The 17,100-nt window shown below is 66.2% G+C and carries 18 protein-coding genes; 10 read left to right on the top strand and 8 right to left on the bottom strand.

What is annotated here, in order from left to right; all coding sequences use genetic code 11:
• Positions 1-25: 25 nt before the first annotated feature.
• The 6 genes from ACCQ03_RS04780 to ACCQ03_RS04755 all read left to right on the top strand — a co-directional run bounded on the left by ACCQ03_RS04780 (position 26) and on the right by ACCQ03_RS04755 (position 6,066).
• Positions 26-748, top strand: a complete 723-nt coding sequence (locus tag ACCQ03_RS04780) for a hypothetical protein (RefSeq protein WP_209225655.1) — start codon at positions 26-28, stop codon at positions 746-748.
• Positions 749-949: 201 nt separating this feature from the next.
• Positions 950-1,354, top strand: a complete 405-nt coding sequence (locus ACCQ03_RS04775) for an EF-hand domain-containing protein (RefSeq protein ID WP_057659524.1) — start codon at positions 950-952, stop codon at positions 1,352-1,354.
• A 130-nt stretch (positions 1,355-1,484) separates the two neighbouring features.
• Entirely contained in the window at positions 1,485-1,958 is a 474-nt protein-coding gene (locus ACCQ03_RS04770; protein WP_017159099.1) for a MarR family winged helix-turn-helix transcriptional regulator, read from the top strand.
• Between the two features lie 45 nt (positions 1,959-2,003).
• On the top strand, positions 2,004-2,831 hold the full coding sequence (locus ACCQ03_RS04765; RefSeq protein ID WP_008572593.1) for a p-hydroxycinnamoyl CoA hydratase/lyase: 828 nt from the start codon (positions 2,004-2,006) through the stop codon (positions 2,829-2,831).
• Positions 2,832-2,913: 82 nt separating this feature from the next.
• Positions 2,914-4,383: an aldehyde dehydrogenase gene (locus ACCQ03_RS04760; RefSeq protein WP_057679203.1), complete on the top strand. Its 1,470-nt coding sequence runs from the start codon at positions 2,914-2,916 to the stop codon at positions 4,381-4,383.
• A 204-nt stretch (positions 4,384-4,587) separates the two neighbouring features.
• Positions 4,588-6,066, top strand: a complete 1,479-nt coding sequence (locus ACCQ03_RS04755) for an AMP-binding protein (protein WP_209225657.1) — start codon at positions 4,588-4,590, stop codon at positions 6,064-6,066.
• A 177-nt stretch (positions 6,067-6,243) separates the two neighbouring features.
• Here the strand turns inward: ACCQ03_RS04755 and ACCQ03_RS04750 are convergent, their stop codons facing one another.
• The 3 genes from ACCQ03_RS04750 to ACCQ03_RS04740 form a co-directional block, all read right to left on the bottom strand.
• Positions 6,244-7,245 (bottom strand): LysR substrate-binding domain-containing protein, encoded by a 1,002-nt coding sequence (locus ACCQ03_RS04750; RefSeq protein ID WP_017157299.1) that lies wholly within the window; start codon positions 7,243-7,245, stop codon positions 6,244-6,246.
• A gap of 66 nt (positions 7,246-7,311) precedes the next feature.
• The gene (locus ACCQ03_RS04745) at positions 7,312-7,671 is read right to left on the bottom strand and encodes a protocatechuate 3,4-dioxygenase (protein WP_057679205.1); all 360 of its coding nucleotides are present in this window, start codon (positions 7,669-7,671) and stop codon (positions 7,312-7,314) included.
• A gap of 10 nt (positions 7,672-7,681) precedes the next feature.
• Positions 7,682-8,578 (bottom strand): gallate dioxygenase, encoded by an 897-nt coding sequence (locus ACCQ03_RS04740; protein ID WP_017157301.1) that lies wholly within the window; start codon positions 8,576-8,578, stop codon positions 7,682-7,684.
• A gap of 235 nt (positions 8,579-8,813) precedes the next feature.
• Between ACCQ03_RS04740 and ACCQ03_RS04735 the strand changes: the two genes are divergently transcribed.
• Positions 8,814-9,488, top strand: coding sequence for a GntR family transcriptional regulator (locus tag ACCQ03_RS04735; protein WP_017157302.1), 675 nt, complete (start codon positions 8,814-8,816; stop codon positions 9,486-9,488).
• A 162-nt stretch (positions 9,489-9,650) separates the two neighbouring features.
• Here the strand turns inward: ACCQ03_RS04735 and ACCQ03_RS04730 are convergent, their stop codons facing one another.
• From ACCQ03_RS04730 to ubiH, 5 genes are all read right to left on the bottom strand, one after another.
• The gene (locus ACCQ03_RS04730; protein WP_057680026.1) at positions 9,651-10,682 is read right to left on the bottom strand and encodes a SphA family protein; all 1,032 of its coding nucleotides are present in this window, start codon (positions 10,680-10,682) and stop codon (positions 9,651-9,653) included.
• 150 nt (positions 10,683-10,832) lie between these two features.
• Positions 10,833-11,264, bottom strand: coding sequence for a nuclear transport factor 2 family protein (locus ACCQ03_RS04725; protein ID WP_057680025.1), 432 nt, complete (start codon positions 11,262-11,264; stop codon positions 10,833-10,835).
• Between the two features lie 102 nt (positions 11,265-11,366).
• Positions 11,367-12,089, bottom strand: coding sequence for an alpha/beta fold hydrolase (locus tag ACCQ03_RS04720; RefSeq protein ID WP_057680024.1), 723 nt, complete (start codon positions 12,087-12,089; stop codon positions 11,367-11,369).
• Between the two features lie 124 nt (positions 12,090-12,213).
• Positions 12,214-13,395: a UbiH/UbiF family hydroxylase gene (locus ACCQ03_RS04715; protein ID WP_057687013.1), complete on the bottom strand. Its 1,182-nt coding sequence runs from the start codon at positions 13,393-13,395 to the stop codon at positions 12,214-12,216.
• A complete protein-coding gene (ubiH, locus tag ACCQ03_RS04710) occupies positions 13,392-14,600 on the bottom strand; it encodes a 2-octaprenyl-6-methoxyphenyl hydroxylase (protein WP_209225659.1) in 1,209 nt (402 codons plus the stop codon). The genes ACCQ03_RS04715 and ubiH overlap by 4 nt, the downstream gene beginning before the upstream one ends.
• Before the next feature lie 340 nt (positions 14,601-14,940).
• On the opposite strand from ubiH, the gene ACCQ03_RS04705 reads away from it, so the two are divergent.
• The 3 genes from ACCQ03_RS04705 to ACCQ03_RS04695 are packed head-to-tail and all read left to right on the top strand — an operon-like array spanning position 14,941 to position 17,027.
• Positions 14,941-15,519 (top strand): hypothetical protein, encoded by a 579-nt coding sequence (locus ACCQ03_RS04705; RefSeq protein WP_017159102.1) that lies wholly within the window; start codon positions 14,941-14,943, stop codon positions 15,517-15,519.
• Between the two features lie 3 nt (positions 15,520-15,522).
• Positions 15,523-16,080: a cob(I)yrinic acid a,c-diamide adenosyltransferase gene (locus ACCQ03_RS04700; protein ID WP_057680063.1), complete on the top strand. Its 558-nt coding sequence runs from the start codon at positions 15,523-15,525 to the stop codon at positions 16,078-16,080.
• 38 nt (positions 16,081-16,118) lie between these two features.
• Entirely contained in the window at positions 16,119-17,027 is a 909-nt protein-coding gene (locus tag ACCQ03_RS04695) for a histone deacetylase family protein (RefSeq protein ID WP_057680064.1), read from the top strand.
• Positions 17,028-17,100 lie beyond the last annotated feature (73 nt).

Raw genomic sequence — 17,100 nt, 5'->3', positions numbered from 1 at the left:
GCAGGTCACCTGTGGAGGACTCCCCATGCAACCGATCGAATTGAAGGACGCGGCCGCCTTCGGCAGCCAATTTCTGCGCCTGACCCTGTTGCAGGGGTTTCAGTCGCTGACCAAGCGTGACCTGGAATTGTTGATCTTCGTGCTGCTCGAACGCGATGGCGCCATCTCGCGCAACAGCTCCAACGCGGCGGTCGCATTGCAGTTGCGGGTAACGTCGGCCAAGGTCAAGGCGCTGCGGCGCGATGGCTATGCGCGTTGGCGCTCGCTGGTGCCCGAAGAGGGCGACGCGGCGATGCAGCGGATCGTCGCCAACGTGCTCACCGAAGACAATCTGCGCTCCGGCGCAAAACATGTCAGCGAACGCAGCCGCAAGGAAGGCTTTTTGGCGGTGCGCATCGAACACCCCGACGACGCGCAACAGTTCGAACAAGCCATTTTGGATGTCGGTGCGCTGCCGGTGTACGAACGCAACCGCGAAGTGGTCGCGGTGCGTTTCGACACGCTGCTGAAAATCGCCGAGCGCTGGGGCTACCTGCAACCGGATCCGCAAGCCACCGTGCGCGCTTTGCAGAAACTCACACCCATCGCAGAAGAGGTGTCGGACCTGCTCAAGAAGGACATCGCGCAGGTGCGCTGGGACGACGTGCGCCGGGCACTCAACAGCCTGGGTGCCAAGGCGGTGACGAGCACGGCGGAGGGCGGCCTGAAGGGGTTGCTGAAGATCGTGTTCCCCTTCATCCCCGGCTGAGTGGCGCTCACCAGAGCACTGCGCGATGCGATGCGCAGTGCTCGCCTCACGCTGACTGCGCAGCAGCGCGACAAGGCATGTTCGCCGCTTGTGACACTCCAGCAACGTATCCCGGCCGCCAAGCGCAGCGCCGCCGTCACGCCCAGCGCAACAGGCCGCCAGGCCCTATGATTGTGGGCTGTTCCGCATCAGGGGGATCTGATGACTACCCGCAGTCTTGCCACACTCGTTTCCACGCTGTCGCTCTTGCTCTGCACTGCCGCACAGGCGCAACAGGCGCCCACGACGCCGGCCAGCAGCATGCCGCTGATCGACGTGCCCAGTGCCATCCGCACCCAGCCGCTGTCCAGTGGCGAGGTCACCCATCAAACCGAACTGGAACGCCCGCGCGGGGAATCCAGCGTGATCGTGCGTTCGATCCAGCCCAGCAGCGTGGTCGGCAGCTATCGCATCGATTTCGAAGCCATGGATACCGATGGCGATGGCCGCATCAGCCGTGCGGAGGCGCAGGCCAACCCTGCCCTGGCCGATGAATTCGACGCGCTCGACACCCGTCACAGCGGGTACCTGACCCGCGAACAGCTCGCCGGCTGGCTGATTCGCTGATCGTCGTAACGGCAGGCGCGGCGCTACTACGCAGCCGCGCACTGTGCTTCGCATCATGCTTTCGCCCCCTCTTGCAGCGCCCGCTTCGGTCGGCTAGATTGTATTTGACGGATACAATCTGGACGGATCGATGACCGCTTGCCTCTCACTTGCCGCCGACCTTGGCTACCAGCTGCAACTCGCCGCCCTGGCCTCCAGCCACGCCGCGCGCCAGGAATTGGCCGAACTGCAGCTGACCCCGGCGCGCGTGACCGCGTTGATCCACATCCGCGATCAACCCGGCTGCGACCAGACCGAGCTGGGCAACCGGCTGCTGGTTAATCGCGCCGCCGGCATGAAGATCGCCAATGCGCTGGCCGAGCAAGGCCTGATCGAACGCCTTGCCGGCCGCGACCGTCGCAGCAAGGGCCTGTACCTGACCGACGCGGGCGAGCGCACGCTGCTGGTTGCACAGGGCTGCCTGGCGCGCGCGGGCGAACGCACCTGCACCGGCCTGCAGGCCGGCGAGCAACAAACCCTGCTGCGCCTGCTCTGCAAGTTGAACGCCAGCGCTGCACTGGAGCGCGCCGCCGTACCAGACACCGCGCTGGCCGAAGCGCTCTGAGCCCATCAACGCATCAGCACTCTCACGACTCGAAGGAGACGCCGCTTGAACGAGCATGACGTGGTATCGGTTCGCATCGAAAACCGCATCGCCTGGGTGAAGTTCGCTCGCCCCGACAAGCGCAACGCGATGAGCCCGGCGCTCAACCGCCGCATGATGGACGTGCTGGACGAGCTGGAGTTCGACGACAACGTCGGCGTGCTGGTGCTCGGCGGCGAAGGCACCGCCTGGTCGGCGGGCATGGACCTGAAGGAATATTTCCGCGAAACCGAAGCGCAGGGCCTGCGTGGCGTGCGGCGCTCGCAGCGCGAATCGTACGGCTGGTTCCGTCGTCTGCGCTGGTACCAGAAGCCGACCATCGCCATGGTCAACGGCTGGTGTTTCGGCGGTGGCTTCGGCCCGCTGTTTGCCTGCGACTTGGCGATTGCCGCCGATGAGGCGCAATTTGGCCTGTCGGAAATCAACTGGGGCATCCTGCCCGGTGGTGGCGTCACCAAGGTCGCGGTGGAACTACTGTCGATGCGCGATGCGATGTGGATGACGCTGACCGGTGAAATGGTAGATGGCAAGAAGGCTGCCGAATGGCGCCTGGTCAACGAAAGCGTGCCATTGGAACGCCTGGAAGCCCGCACCCGCGAAGTGGCCGAGCTGCTGCTGCGCAAGAACCCGGTCGCACTCAAGTACGCCAAGGATGCGGTACGCCGCGTCGGCACCATGACCTACGACGAGGCCGAAGACTACCTGGTGCGCATGCAGGAAGCGGCCAACTCGTTCGACAACAACGCCCGCAAGGAAGGCATCCGTCAGTTCATCGACGAGAAGAGCTACAAGCCTGGCCTGGGCGAGTACGACCTCAGCAAGCACCGAGCGTAAGCGCGTCCTACGGCGTCCAAGCGGTGCGCGTTGCGCGTGCATCGCTGGCGCTGCCAGTGGTTTTCTGCACCGAGGAGGGAGTATGGAAGCCTTATCCGAAACGCTGCGCGGGATCGCCGCGCGCAGTCCCCTGGGCCTGTTCATCGATGGGCAATGGCGCGCAAGCACCGGCGATCGCACTGTCGATGTGATCGCGCCGCACACCGAACAACCGCTGCTGTGCTACACCGAGCCCTCGCACGCAGATACCGAAGCGGCCATCGCTGCTGCACGCAGCGCGTTCGACCATGGCCCCTGGCCGCAGCTTTCCGCGCAAGAGCGCAGCGTGGTGCTCAAGCGGGTGGCCGATCACTTGCGTGCACGCATGCCGGAGCTGGCCGAAGCATGGACCGGCCAGGTGGGCGCCACCATCGGCTTCAGCAGGCGCGCGTCGCAGCAGGCGCCGGATTTATTCGACTACTACGCCGATCTGATTGCCACCCACGCATTCGTCGAACCGCGCGTGCGCCCCAATGGTGGCCGCGTGCATGTGGTGCAGGAGCCGGTTGGCGTGGTCGCCGCCATCACGCCCTGGAACGCGCCGCTGGTATTGCTGTGCTACAAGGTCGCCGCCGCGCTGGCTGCCGGCTGCACGGTGGTGGCCAAACCCTCGCCGGAAACCCCGATCGATGCCTATATCCTGGCCGAGTGCATCAGCGCCGCCGGCGTGCCCGATGGCGTGTTCAACCTGCTCCCCGCCGGCTGCGAGGTGGGCGAGCAATTGATCCGCCACCCGCACGTGGACAAGGTCAGCTTCACCGGCTCTACCCAGGCCGGCCGCTCGATCGGCATTGCCTGCGCCGAGCGTCTGGCACGGGTTGGCCTGGAGCTGGGCGGCAAATCGGCAGCGATCGTGCTTGAAGATGCCGACCTCGCCAAGGTGCTGCCCAGCCTGGTGCCCTACTCCATGCCGATCGCCGGACAGGTGTGTTTCTCGTTGACCCGCGTCCTGGTGCCGGCGCAGCGCCGCGAAGAAATCCTGCAGGCGTATTGCGCGGCATTGAGCGCCGTGAAACTGGGCGACCCGTTTGCGGCAGACACCGGCATGGGCCCGTTGGCCCTTGGCCGCCAGCTCGAACGTGTGCAGTCCTACATCGCCAAGGGCAAGGCCGAGGGCGCACGCCTGGTCATGGGTGGAGGCCGCCCGGCGCACCTGTCGCGCGGCTTCTTCGTCGAGCCGACGGTGTTTGCCGAGGTGACGCCGGACATGACCATTGCGCGCGAGGAGATCTTCGGACCAGTGGTGAGCTTCATCGACTACCACGACGACGCCGACCTCATCGCCAAGGCCAATGCCAGCGACTACGGCCTGCACGGCACCATCTACAGCGAAGACGCCGAACGCGCCTATCGCATCGCGCGCCGCGTGCGCAGCGGCAGTCATGCAATCAACGGCATGTGGGTCGATATCAGCATGCCATTCGGTGGCTTCAAGCACTCGGGCATCGGCCGCGAAGGCGGAATCGAAGGCCTGCAGGCCTTCCTCGAAACCAAGACCGTCTACCTGAGCTAGCGCACAGCCCAAGCAACGCGCGCCTGCCTGGGTATTGGCATGCACACCAGCAACCGATTGCACACTGCTTGCCTGCCGTGCGCCGGCATGCGTGTGGCGGCACCGGCCGTTCGCGCACCACGTTTTTGCGCGACGTCTCAACCTTTCGCACACAGCACCCGCACCCACACCCAGTCACCTCCCACTCTTCCAGAAGACCGCGCCATGGCCATGCCGACCGACTCGATCGCCTTCCACGCCCGTCTCTCGCCGCAACAGCTTGCCGCACGCGATTTGGTGCAGGGCCTGGAATGGACGTACGCCGAAATGGATGCGTTGGTGGGCCGCCTGGCGGCCTTGCTGCGTCGGCGTGGCTGCGTCGATGGCGAGCGGCTGGCGGTGCTGGCGCGCAATTCGGTTTGGCAGGTGGCCCTGCACTTTGCCTGCGGGCGGGTCGGCGCGATCTATGTCCCGCTCAACTGGCGGTTGAGCGCAAGCGAGCTCGATGCGCTACTGCAACGCGCAGAGCCGCGCGTGCTGCTGGGCGACGATGTCGCTGCCGGTCGCACGGACATGGAAAGCCTGGCAGGTTTTATCGGGAGCGCCGATGCACTGGAGCCTGCCGACACGCCATCGATTCCGCCGGAGCGTGTGAGCCTGATCCTGTTTACCTCCGGCACTTCAGGCCAGCCCAAGGGCGTGATGCTCAGCGAGCAGAACCTGCGGCATGCCGCGCATAACTTCGGCGTCACCACACGCGTGGATGCGCGCAGCAGCTTTCTGTGCGAAGCGCCGATGTTTCACATCATCGGCCTGGTCACCAATGTGCGCTCGGCGCTGGCGGTGGGCGGTTCGATCCAGGTCTCCAATGGCTTCGAGCCCAAACGCTCGTTGGGCTGGCTTGCCGATCCATCGCTGGGAATCACGCATTACGTCGGCGTGCCGCAGATGATGCAGGCATTTCGCCAACAGCCCGGCTTCGATGCGGCAGCGCTGCGCCATCTCACCGCATTGGTCAGCGGTGGCGCGCCGCACGCCAGCGACGATCTGCTTGGCTGGCTGGACGATGGCATCCCGATGGTCTGCGGCTTCGGCATGAGCGAAGCCGGCACGGTGTTCGGCATGTCGGTGGATTGCGATGTGATCCGCAACAAGCTGGGCGCGGCCGGCATCGCGACGCCATCGGTGCGCACGCGCGTGGTCGATGACAACGGCAACGACTGCCCAGCGGGCGTTCCCGGCGAATTGCTCTTGCGCGGCCCCAACCTCAGCCCCGGTTACTGGCGCGATCCGCAGGCAAGCGCCGACGTGCTCGATGGGCAGGGCTGGTTCCGTACCGGCGATATCGTGCAGCGCGATGCCGACGGTTTCTTCTGGGTCGTCGACCGCAAGAAAGACATGTTCATTTCCGGCGGCGAGAACGTGTATCCGGCAGAGATCGAAGCGTTGCTCGCAGACCACCCGGACATCCGCGAGTGCGCGGTGGTCGGCCTGGCCGACCCGCAATGGGGCGAGGTAGGTTATCTGGCGATCGTGCCGGCCGCTGCGGCACCGGACCTGGAGGAGATCCGCAACTATCTGGCCGCACGCCTGGCCAAGTACAAGGTGCCCAAGCATCTGCGCGTGGTGGACGCCTTGCCGCGCACGGCAACCGGCAAATTACAAAAAGCGCGCTTGAAGGACACCTTGGCCAGTGACACCTGAGGTGCCGTCGCATGGGCGCGAATGCGCACCGCCAACGGCACGACGGGCAGCCTGGGCTGCCCGTTGCTGTGGCGCGGCGCACGTTCCGATGTATGCAGCCACGCTCAATGGCCCCTGGGCGTCGATGCAATCCAGCATGCATCGCCAAGCGTTGCGCGTTGCGCCAGCCTTATGCGCTCACGCAGACGCATCCAGCAATACATCGTCTTCGCCAACGCGGTCGTCCACCCACACCGCGCCCTGCTCGGCCATGAGGGCCAGCTGGTGCTCCAGCTCGCGCATCAGCAAGCGCACGCCGGGCTTGTGGATTGCGGCGCCATCGCGATAGATCACCCCTCCTGCGCGTGCCTGCGAGGGCTGCTGCAGCTGGAAGGCACGCAACTCGCCACGTGCGATGTCGCCGGCCACCATCATGCTCGGCATCACCGCAATGCTGTCGGTACCGAGCAGGATTTCGCGTGTGAAACTGGCCGAGCTGGAACGCAACTGGTCGCGCGTTGCAAGACCATGCTCGCGCATGACCTGCGCCACGTCGCGTTCCACATGCTGGCTCAGGGTCGGCAGCACCTGCCGGTACGCGACCGCCTCGGCAATGCGTACCGGCCCATTGGTAAATAGCGGGTGGTCGCTGCGCGCCACCAGCGCGATCGGGTCCTGGTACAACACCTTGCGAATCAATGCATCGTAGCGGGCCAGCGGATACAACCGCCCGACCACCAGATCGATCTCGTTACCGGCCAGCTTGGGCAACAGCTCATCGGTGCGGCCATGCAGCAGGCGCACCCGTAGCGTCGGTTCGGTGCGATACAGCGCGGCCAGCACCGCCGGCAGCAAACCGCTGGCCGCCACCGGCAAGGCGCCCACGGTGATCGTGAGCGCATCGTCCTGCAGCAGCCCTTCGAAGGTGTCCTGCGCGCGTCGTAGCTGCCCCAGCACCACATGCGCCGTCTGCACCAGCACCTCGCCCATCGCATTGGGACGAACGCCGCGCGAATGTCGCTCGAACAGCGGCGCACCGACGATCTCTTCGATCTCCTGCAAGGCGCGCGTGAGCGCGGGCTGGGTGACATTCAAGACGCGTGAGGCGCGCAACAGGCTTTTCTGTCGGTCCAGCGCCTCGATGACACGCAGGTGCCGCACCTTGATGCGGTGTTCGAAGAACACGGATGACATGGTCATTGGGGAAGACCTTGGGTTGGGAAGTCGGGTAACGCGACGATGCGGCGCACGGCCACTGCGCCCAGCTCAGCGCGCATGGGGCACACGCCGCGTCTGCATGAAGTCTTCGAACGATTCGCCGCGCATGATTGCGTAGACCTGCAGATTGGTCATGCGCACCACGCGCGCGAATTTTTCGATGACGAAGAAGTTGGCGCCGTATTGCACCAGGCCCAGCCAGTCGCGCGCACGGATCAGCGCCTTCTCCTGCTCGGTGAGTTCGGCTTCCTGCATCAGAACTTCTGCATCCTGCAAGAAACGATCCCGCCACGGCGCGCGGATCATGTGCCAGAAAAAGCGGTTCAGGCGCAGCGCGCGATTGCTGGTACGCAGATCGAACAGGTACGTACCGCCGATCTGCTCCATGCCCTTGGTTTGCGGATTCATCAGCACCTCCTCAGGCCGCAGCGGCAGCGCGCGCGAGCAGATCGGCCGAACGCGGCGCGCCAGCCGCTTCTTCGCCCGGCTCGTACAGCACCACGGTCATCGCGGTGGTGGTCATCAGGTAGTAGTTCTGATGCAGCTTGCGGATCGGCCCATCCAGCGCGCCGCGCATCGCCAGCCACATGATCTGCTCCACGCTCTCCGCACCGCCCAGGCGCACGTAATCGGTGTGGGTGAGATCGGTGAGGGTCTCGGGCGCATGCTGGAACCGGTCCAGAAATTCCATGTCCCATTCGGTGTTGTTGAACCCGGTGCGCTCGCCATGGATCTGGTGCGATAGCCCACCGGTACCCACCACCACCACCCGAAGATCTTCCGGATACGATTCGATCGCGCGGCGCACTGCCTGGCCCAGGCGATAGCAGCGCCGCGCCGTCGGCAGCGGGTACTGCAGCACGTTGATGGCGATCGGCACCACCGTGCCCGGCCAGTCCGGCACATGCGGCCATAGCAGCGGCAGCGGCGCCGCGCAGCCATGGTCGATCGGCTTGTCCTGAAACACCGTCAGGTCGAATTCATCATTGACCAGGCATTCGGCGATATGCGCCTGCAACTGCACGTCGCCGCGGATCGGCGGCAGGTTGCGCAGCCCCGCACCTTCGTCGGCAACCGGAAAGCGCTCGCCCACACCCAGCGCGAAGGTGGGATACAGATCGAAGAAGAACGTCGTGCAGTGGTCGTTGTAGAAGAACACCAGCACGTCGGCCTGCTGCTCGGCCAGCCACGCGGCCACCGGCGTGTAGCCGTCGAACAACGGCTTCCACACCGGGTCCTGCTGCTTGCCCTTGTCGTAGGCCACCCCGATGGTGGGAACGTGCGAGGTTCCGATACCGCCGATGATGCTTGCCATGTTCCGCTCCTGCGACGCGGGCCGGGCCCCGGTCAGGGCAGGCGCGCGTCAGTGGGTGATTGGGGATCTGCAACGCAATGGATCCCAACAAAGGACGACCAACGACTCCGGATTGCCAAAACGGTATCCTTGGGATCCAAATTGCCATCAAGCGATCTCATCCGCAAGGTTTTTATACAAGTGATTGCAAGTTTTCCCTGTCGAAGGAACGTGCGCTGCGGTATGGCGCGAGAGAATGGAGCCAATGGCGAACAACCACCGATTGCAAGCGATTCAGCAGCTACGCGAATTGATCCTGTGCGGCACCTTCGCGCCGGGCGAGCGTGTCACCGAAGCCGCGCTGGCCGAGCGCCTGGCGATTTCGCGCACGCCGATCCGTCAGGCCCTGCCGGCGTTATGTCAGGAAGGCCTGCTGGTGCAGGCAGGCAGCCGTGGTTACGCCGTGCGGCGCTTCAGCCAGCAGGAAAGCCTGGATGCACTGGCGGTGCGCGCAGTGATGGAAGGCATGGCCGCGCGCACCATCGCCGAACGGGGCGCCGCCGCCGAGTTGCTCGCCACCTTGCACGCCTGCCTGGGCGAAGGCGACCGCATCCTGGCCAGCCGCAATCTCTGTGCCGACGACGAGCAGGCGTATGGCGCAATGAATGCCCGTTTCCATCGCGCCATCGTGGAGGCGGCCAACAAGCCGATCCTGACCGAAACCGTGGAACGCTGCACACTGGTGCCGTTCGTCAGCCCGGTCAACGTCGTGTTCGGCCAACGCACTGCTGCGCTCGCCTACGACGACCTGTTTTACGGGCACAGGCAACACGGCGCCATTGTCTCGGCCATCGAACAACGCGATGGCGCACGCGCCGAATTGCTGTTCCGCGAACATGCCAACACGCAACGGCACAGCATGGGACTGTGAGACGAGCGCTTTGCTCGTCGATGCCCTGCGTGCCAAGCATCCCGCTTGAGCGATGAGGCCAGGCCACCAGCGCGAGCTCGTTCGCATGACGCATCGCATCCGCGTCATCCCGCATCGCCGGCACCGCCGCGGCGGCAATGCGGGATGCATGACCGGCGCGCGTTACAGCGAGTGCACGATCATCAGGTTGTAGCTATTGCCTGCCACCGAGTTCTCCACCTCGATGGGCAGGTACACATTGAAGTTGAGAAGGTTCTTTTCGTCGAACCGCCAGGACAACCCGGGGCCAACATAGAACTGCCTGCGCTTGCTGTCGGGGACGCTCTGGTCGTTGGTGCGGTTGTTCTTCAACTGCTGCAGGTAATACCCGTTGATGCCCAGACGCAATTGCTCGGTGACCTTGACCGAGCTGGCGAAGTTCGCCCAGAGCACATCGCCGGCCTGGCCATTGCGAAAACGGAACCCGGGAATCGGCGGCACGCCACCTGCGCGGCTGGTGCGGAAGTTATAGAGATAATTCAGCCGCCCGCTGATTTCCCAAGTGTCGCTGGGTTGCACGGTGAAGGCCCAATGCGGTGCGACCGACCAAAAACCGGTGCTCTGGTTGATGGCGATATCGCGATCGAACTTGCCCACGGGCGCGAAGGCATCGATGGCAAACCGCTGGAAGAAGAACACCCGCCCATCGCGCATCACCGGTGGCATCTGCAGCGCCGGCCCGAACGAGATATCGCCCATGCCCAAGCCATTGCTGCTCAAGCGCACCGGGCTATCGGCAGCGACGGAGGTGTCGTAATTGACCAGCGGCACGATCGCATTGAAGCTCAACGAACCGCCTTTCCAGGTGTAGGGCGTGACATAGATGAGCTGGGTCAATGCGACGCTGACGCCAACCTTGGGGTCGCGGAACGCCGGCGAATTGTTGCCGTTGGCATTTTTGATCGCGTCGAAATCGTAGTAGCGCAGATACTCGATGGCCGTCCATCCAGGCTGCATGGAACCGAAGCCATCCAAGAAACTGGTGCCACCCAGATTGATGCCTTGGGGTGGCGCCGCGGTTTCCGGCACAGCCTGCGCCCACGCTGCCGGCGACGCTGCGGCCAGCAAGGCAGCGATGATCAATGCAGGTTGACGAGGCGACAGCGCACGCGGCAACACCGAACCACAACGAGCAGACGAACGGACGCGTTCCACTAGGCGAATCTCCGATGCAAAGGGAATGGATGACTGCGATGCAACGCGACGGGGAGGGGGAGAACGTGGGACTGGAAGACGGCGGCACGCGGCATGCGCCGTCAGGACAGCGGTGAGTCAAGAAGTTGTCTGCCGCCCGGATGCGCCGACTCAGCTGGCGCCGACCCGCAGCAGCAGTGACCCGAGCCGTTGCTGGAACAACCAGCGTCCCTGCTCGAGCACCAGCACATCCTCGAAGCTGCCCAGCAATGCCGGCGCTTGCGCCGTCCACGGCGGCGCTGCGGAGGTAGCGTCAGCGGTGTAGAGCAGGACGTGGCTGTGCGCATGCGCCAGCGTGTGCGACTGGACGCTGACCAAGGTATTGAGCATCAGGTGGCACGTGGTGCGCGGCGCACGCTCGCGAAACGACTGCAAGATGGCCTCGCGCCCCCGCACGGGCGCATCCGGTGCACTGGGGCGCGCGAACACGCCATCGTCGGTGAACAACGCGGCGAGACCGGCATGATCATGGCGATCGTTGTAGAGCGCGAACCGGCGGATCGCTTGCTCGCAGGCAATGATGATCGAAACGTCTTCGTGCATGCAGCGTTCCTCAAGGCGTGACCAAAGCACTCTCGATATCCGGCGGATTGCGTGTTTGCGCAGCAGTGGCCACCTCGTGCCACGCGTTGGGCGGGTGCGCCATCACGCGGCCTGCAACCAGTCGCGCAGCGCGTCGCTGACGGCAGCGGGTGCTTCCACCGGCGCCATGTGCCCGCAGTGTTCGAAGATCGCCAGCCGCGCCTGCGGAATGTGTCGCGCCATGTCCTGGTGCCGCGCCAACGGGCTCCACGCGTCTTGCCGCCCGACGCCCAGCAACGTCGGGCATGTGATGTGCGCGAGCACCGGCGCCGCATCGGGGCGTTCCAGCAGGGCGTTGATCTGCCCGGCAAAACTTTGCGCGCTTTGCCGCTGCACCATGGCCATCAAGCCATCCATCAATTCGCCATCGGCACGGTGATCGGGGTGCAGCATCGGCGGCAGCCAGCGCTGCGCCAGCGCCTGCATTCCCTGGGCATGCGCAAGTCGCACCAATGCCAGCCGTTCTTCGCGTTCGCGCTCGCGGCGCGGCGCGATGCCCGTATCCAGCAGTGCCAGCCGCAGCACGCGCGCGGGCGCCTGGCGCATGATTTCCAGCGCGACCCGCCCGCCCATCGAATGTCCTGCCAGCGCAAACTGCGGCGGCGCAACGGCCAAGACATGCGCGGCCATCTGCGCAATGCTGTCGAAGCCAGCGAAATCCATCACCTGCACATCGGCCAGATCGCGCAGCGCGGTGCGCTGCGGTTGCCAGATGGCGGCATCGCACAGCAGCCCGCACAACAACAACACTGCCGGCTTGGACGAAGGAGGCGCAGACAAGGTCATGGCGCGACTGTAGCCACGGCAGCCACGCACGTCGTATGGAACCTGCTGCCTTCGCTATAGCATCAAAGGCATATCAAGGCATGACAGCCAGCCGCCGCCGATTTTGGCGGCTGGCGCGCTTGGCTCACGCGCCGCCGGAGGCGCGCTTCCACAGCACATCGACCAACGGCGGCAACTTGCCGGCCAGGCCCAATACCGATCCGCGCAACAAGGTCAGGTGCATGTCGTCGTTGGAAAACACCGTGTTGATCGCATCGAAGCCGTAGGCAGCCACGGTGTTCTCGCTGCGCCGGGTACGTGCCCAGCGTTGCAGGCGATGCGGCGCGGCCCAATCGGCGCGTTTGGCCATCGCCTCGCGCACGCTCTGCCGCAACGCCGCCACATCGCGCAGACCCAGGTTGACGCCCTGCCCGGCCAGCGGATGCACCACATGCGCGGCATCGCCCAAGGTGAGCACGCGGCCGCTGACGTACTGCTGCACCAGCTGCCGTTGTAGCGGGAAGGCGGTGCGTGCCGACACCACGCGTACCTCGCCCAGGCGCGCAGCAAAGGCCTGGGTCAACTCCCGCGAGAAACTGGCATCGTCCAGCGCCAGCACGCGCTCGGCGTCGGCATCGGGCAAGGTCCACACGATCGAACTGCGGCCATCGGCGAACGGCAGGAAGGCCAGCGGCCCGGTGGTCAGGAAACGCTGCCAGGCGGTGGCCTGATGCGGGTGCTCGGTTTCCACGAAGGCAACCACGCCGCGCTGTGCGTAGGCATGCCGGGAAACCGGCAGCCCGGCGAGTTCACGCAGGGTGGATGCTGCACCATCGGCGGCGATGGCCATTGCCGCTTCCAGCCGGCTGCCATCGTCCAGGCGCAGGCGCACGCTGGCGGCGTCCTGCTCCAGCTCGACCACGCGTGCCGGGCAATGCACTTCGATGCCGGCCGCGTGCACGGCGGCCCACAGGCGGTCCACCAGCACGTCGTTTTCGATGATCCAGCCTAATTGCTCGCGTCCCAGGGTGTCGGCGTCGAAGCCCAGCTCGCCACCTCCGCCCGCATCCCAGACCCGCATGCGCCGATAAGGTTGCACGCGCGCGGCACGCACCGCATTCCACACGCCCAGGCTGTCGAGCAACGCGGCATTGTCGGCAGCGAAGGCATAGACACGCAGATCGGGTTGCTCGGCGCGCCAGCGGGCAGGCTCGCGCCCTTCGATCAGGGCAACGCGCAGGCCGGCATCGTTCAATGCCAGCGCGCAGGCGGCGCCGACGACGCCACCGCCGACGATCACCACCTCGTGCATGCTGCGCCGGCTCATGCGCTGCCCCGGCACAGTTGCGGCACATCGCCACGGAAGCCCATGGCGCCGCCCACCAGCATCGATTGCAGCGGGGCCGCCTGCGAGGCCGCAAACAAGCCCAGGCTACGCAACGGCCGCAGCAACGGTGCCGGGTTGCCGGTGAGCCGCGCCAGACCGCTGGAAAACCCGATGGTGTGCTTGCGATCCACCCGCCGCCGCGCCAGATACTCGGCCAGCAACGCACCGGCACCGGCATCGCTGCGATCGTGCTCGATCAATTCGGCCAGCGTCAGCGCATCGCGCAGCCCCAGGTTGAAGCCCTGCGCGCCGATCGGGTGCAGCGTCTGCGCGGCATTGCCCAGCAGCACCACGCGCTCGGCGATGAGGCTGTCGGCCAGCACCTGCACCAGCGGATAGGCACTGCGTTCGCCGGTGGCGACCATGCGCCCGGCACGCCAGCCGGCTGCACGCTGCAGGCGCGCCAGCCAGCCGGTGTCATCGAGCGCAGCCACGGCTTCGGCCTCGGCGCGCGCCACGCAATGGATCGCACCGTAATGACGGTCGCCGCGTGGCAACAGCGCCGTTGGCCCATGTTCGCCAAAACGCTCCCAGGCCGTGCCATCGGGCGGTCGTGAGGCACGCACGCGCGCCACGAACAGGGTCTGCAGGAAATCGTGGGTATCGGTACCGATATGCAGCAGCTCGCGCACCGCGCTATGGCTGCCGTCGGCGCCGACCACCAGTTTGGCCTGCACCCGTTGCTCGCCCGCATCGGTAGCCAGGCGCACCGCGCGCAGGTCGTCCTGCACCGGTTCTATGCCGATGCACCGTGCGGGCCGGTAACGGCGCAGATGGGTCAGTTCGTCCAGGCGCGTTTGCAAGGCATCGCCGAAGTCGCGTGCCACCACCACCTGGCCGAAGGCGTCGCGGCCATAATCGGCCGCGTCCAGTTGCACGCGGCCGAAGTCCCCGGCGCGGCTGACATGGATGCGCCGGATCGGCCCGGGCGGACTGCGCAGCTTGGCCATCACTCCGAGCGCACCGAGCGCGTTCACGGTGGCCGCGGCGAAACTGAGGTTGCGTTGATCAAACACTGCCGGCGGCGTGCCGGCCGGGGTGGCCTCCACCAGCCCGACATCCAGGCCGAGGCGGTCCAGCGCAATCGCAAGGCTGGAGCCGACCAGGCCGCCGCCAACGATCAGAACGTCATGGGGATGTGTCATCCCCACATGATAAGCCTTCGCCCCCTGCGCGTTGCCGACGCAGGGCGGGACATCTTGCCGCGCCCGCTGCCACCTGCGCCGTGCATGGTTGACGCGCAGCGCAGCGCTTCACGCGCTCCCCAAACACATGCAGCGGCTGGAAAAGCGTGGCGAGCAGTCGCCAGGCGGGCGTGGATGGCGCACCCAGAAACGGCGGTGTAGGCGTGGCGCAGGCCGATTCCGGGCGCCGGCCACGCCCGCTTGGCACTGCACAGTCGTTGTGCAGCTGCCGTTACCCAAGCCGCGGGCAGCACCACTTCCACGCTACACTCCAGGGCCTGCAATCCGGCCCGCCTCGCGCATGACGTCTCGCTCGCACGACACCCTGATTCTGAGTCTGCTCGCCGCGTTGATGGCGGCCACCCGGATCAATCACTTCGCGCCGGTTCCGGACGCGTCCTGGGCGGTGTTCTTCATCGGCGGATTCCATCTGGCTGCACGTACCAAGCTGGCATTTCCGCTGCTGATGCTGCTGGCCGTGGCGGTGGACTGGCTGGTCATCACCGGCCAGGGCCTGAGCTTCTGGCAGCACTACTGCGTGTCGCCGGCGTACTGGTGCCTAATCCCGGCGTATTTCGCGCTGTGGGCCGGCGGCGTGTGGCTGCGCCGGCACTACCACGGCGCACAGTGGAGCGCGCTGGCGCGACTGGTGCCGGCCCTGCTGATTGCCGTGGCGCTGTGCCAGCTGATCGCCCAGGGCAGCTTCTACTGGATCAGCGCCAGCGTGGCCGACCCGACCGTGGCCGGCTGGTTCAAGAATTACACCGACTGGCTGGGGCCCTATCTGCGCAGCGCCGCGCTGTACGTGGCGGCTGCCGCGGTGATCCAGGTGGCTGCCGAGCGTCTGTCCGCACCGCGTCGCCAGCCCTACGCCGGCTAAGCCATGGGCAACCGACTCTCTCGTATCTATACGCGGACCGGCGACGACGGCAGTACCGGCCTGGGCGACGGCAGCCGCACCGGCAAGGATGCGTTGCGCGTCAATGCCTACGGCACCGTGGACGAAGCCAATTCGGCCATCGGCGTGCTGCTGGCCGCCCCCGGCGTGCCGGAGCCGATCGCCGCACTGCTGACCACCGTGCAGCACCAGTTGTTCGATTTGGGCGGCGAGCTGTGCATTCCCGGCCATGCCGCCATCGACGCGGCCGACATCCAGGCGCTGGAGCGCCAGCTGGATGCCTTCAACGACACCCTGCCCGCACTGCAGGAATTCATCTTGCCAGCCGGCGGCGAGGCCGCCGCGCGCTGCCACCTGGCCCGCACCATCGTGCGCCGGGCCGAGCGCGAGACCGTTGCGCTGTCGCGTCAGGAAACGGTACGCAACGAGGCGATCGGCTACCTCAACCGCTTGTCCGACCTGCTGTTCGTGTTGGCGCGCGTACTGGCGCGTACCGATGGTCGGCAGGAAGTCCTGTGGCGGCACGACCGCCGACGCGGTTGAGCATGTGCCCGGGTCGGCACAGAGGCTAGAGTTGCCCCATGTTGGTCTTTACCCATCCCGCCTGCCTCGGTCACGACGCCGGCCCTGAGCACCCGGAAAGCCCCGCCCGCCTGGAAGCGGTGGTCCAGGCCCTGCGCGGCGCATTCCCGGATCTGGACTGGCGCGAAGCGCCGTTGGCCAAGCTGGGCGACCTGTGCCGCGTGCACGAGCGCGAGCAAGTGGATGCAGTGCTGGAAACCGCCTTCGAGGGCTACCGTCAGCTGGACGTGGACACGCGCATGGTGCCGGCCTCGCGCGCGGCGGCCTTGCGCGCGGCCGGTGCCGGCATTGCCGCGGTCGATGCGGTGATGCAGGGCCAGACCCGCACCGCCTTCTGCGCGGTGCGTCCGCCCGGTCACCACGCCACCGCACAGGTATCGATGGGATTTTGCCTGTTCAACAACATCGCCGTGGCCGCCGCCCATGCGCGCGACCGGCATGGGCTGGAGCGCATCACCATCGTGGACTTCGACGTCCATCACGGTAACGGCACCCAGGCGATCTTCGAACGCGACCCCGCCGTGCAATACCTGAGCACCCACCAGTCCGGGCTGTATCCGCATTCGGGCAGCGTGTACGAGCGCGGGGTCGGCAATATCCACAACCTGCTGCTGCCACCGGGCAGCGACGGGCTGCGCTTCCGCAATGTCTGGGAAGACGAGATGCTGCCGCTCATCGATGCCTTCCGCCCGCAGTTGATCCTGATCTCCGCCGGCTTCGATGCGCATCTGCGCGACCCGCTGGCCGACCTGATGCTGGACGACGCCGATTTCGCCTGGCTCACCGGCGCGCTGCGCACCCTGGCCGACCGCCATGCACGCGGCCGCGTGGTCTCGATGCTGGAAGGCGGCTACGACCTGCAGGCGCTGCGCGAAAGCAGCGTGGCGCACGTGGCAGCGCTGCGCTGAACCCCGGCCAGGGCGCCGGTCGCGTCGCCGGGTGCGATGAACCTCGCCCTCCCGGCGCCGGCGCTCTTCATTG

The sequence above is a fragment of the Xanthomonas sp. NCPPB 3569 genome (assembly GCF_041475645.2).
Classification (GTDB): Bacteria; Pseudomonadota; Gammaproteobacteria; order Xanthomonadales; family Xanthomonadaceae; genus Xanthomonas; species Xanthomonas phaseoli.
The sequence above is the reverse complement of the archived record's forward strand: the minus strand, read 5'-3'. Positions and strand labels throughout refer to the sequence as shown.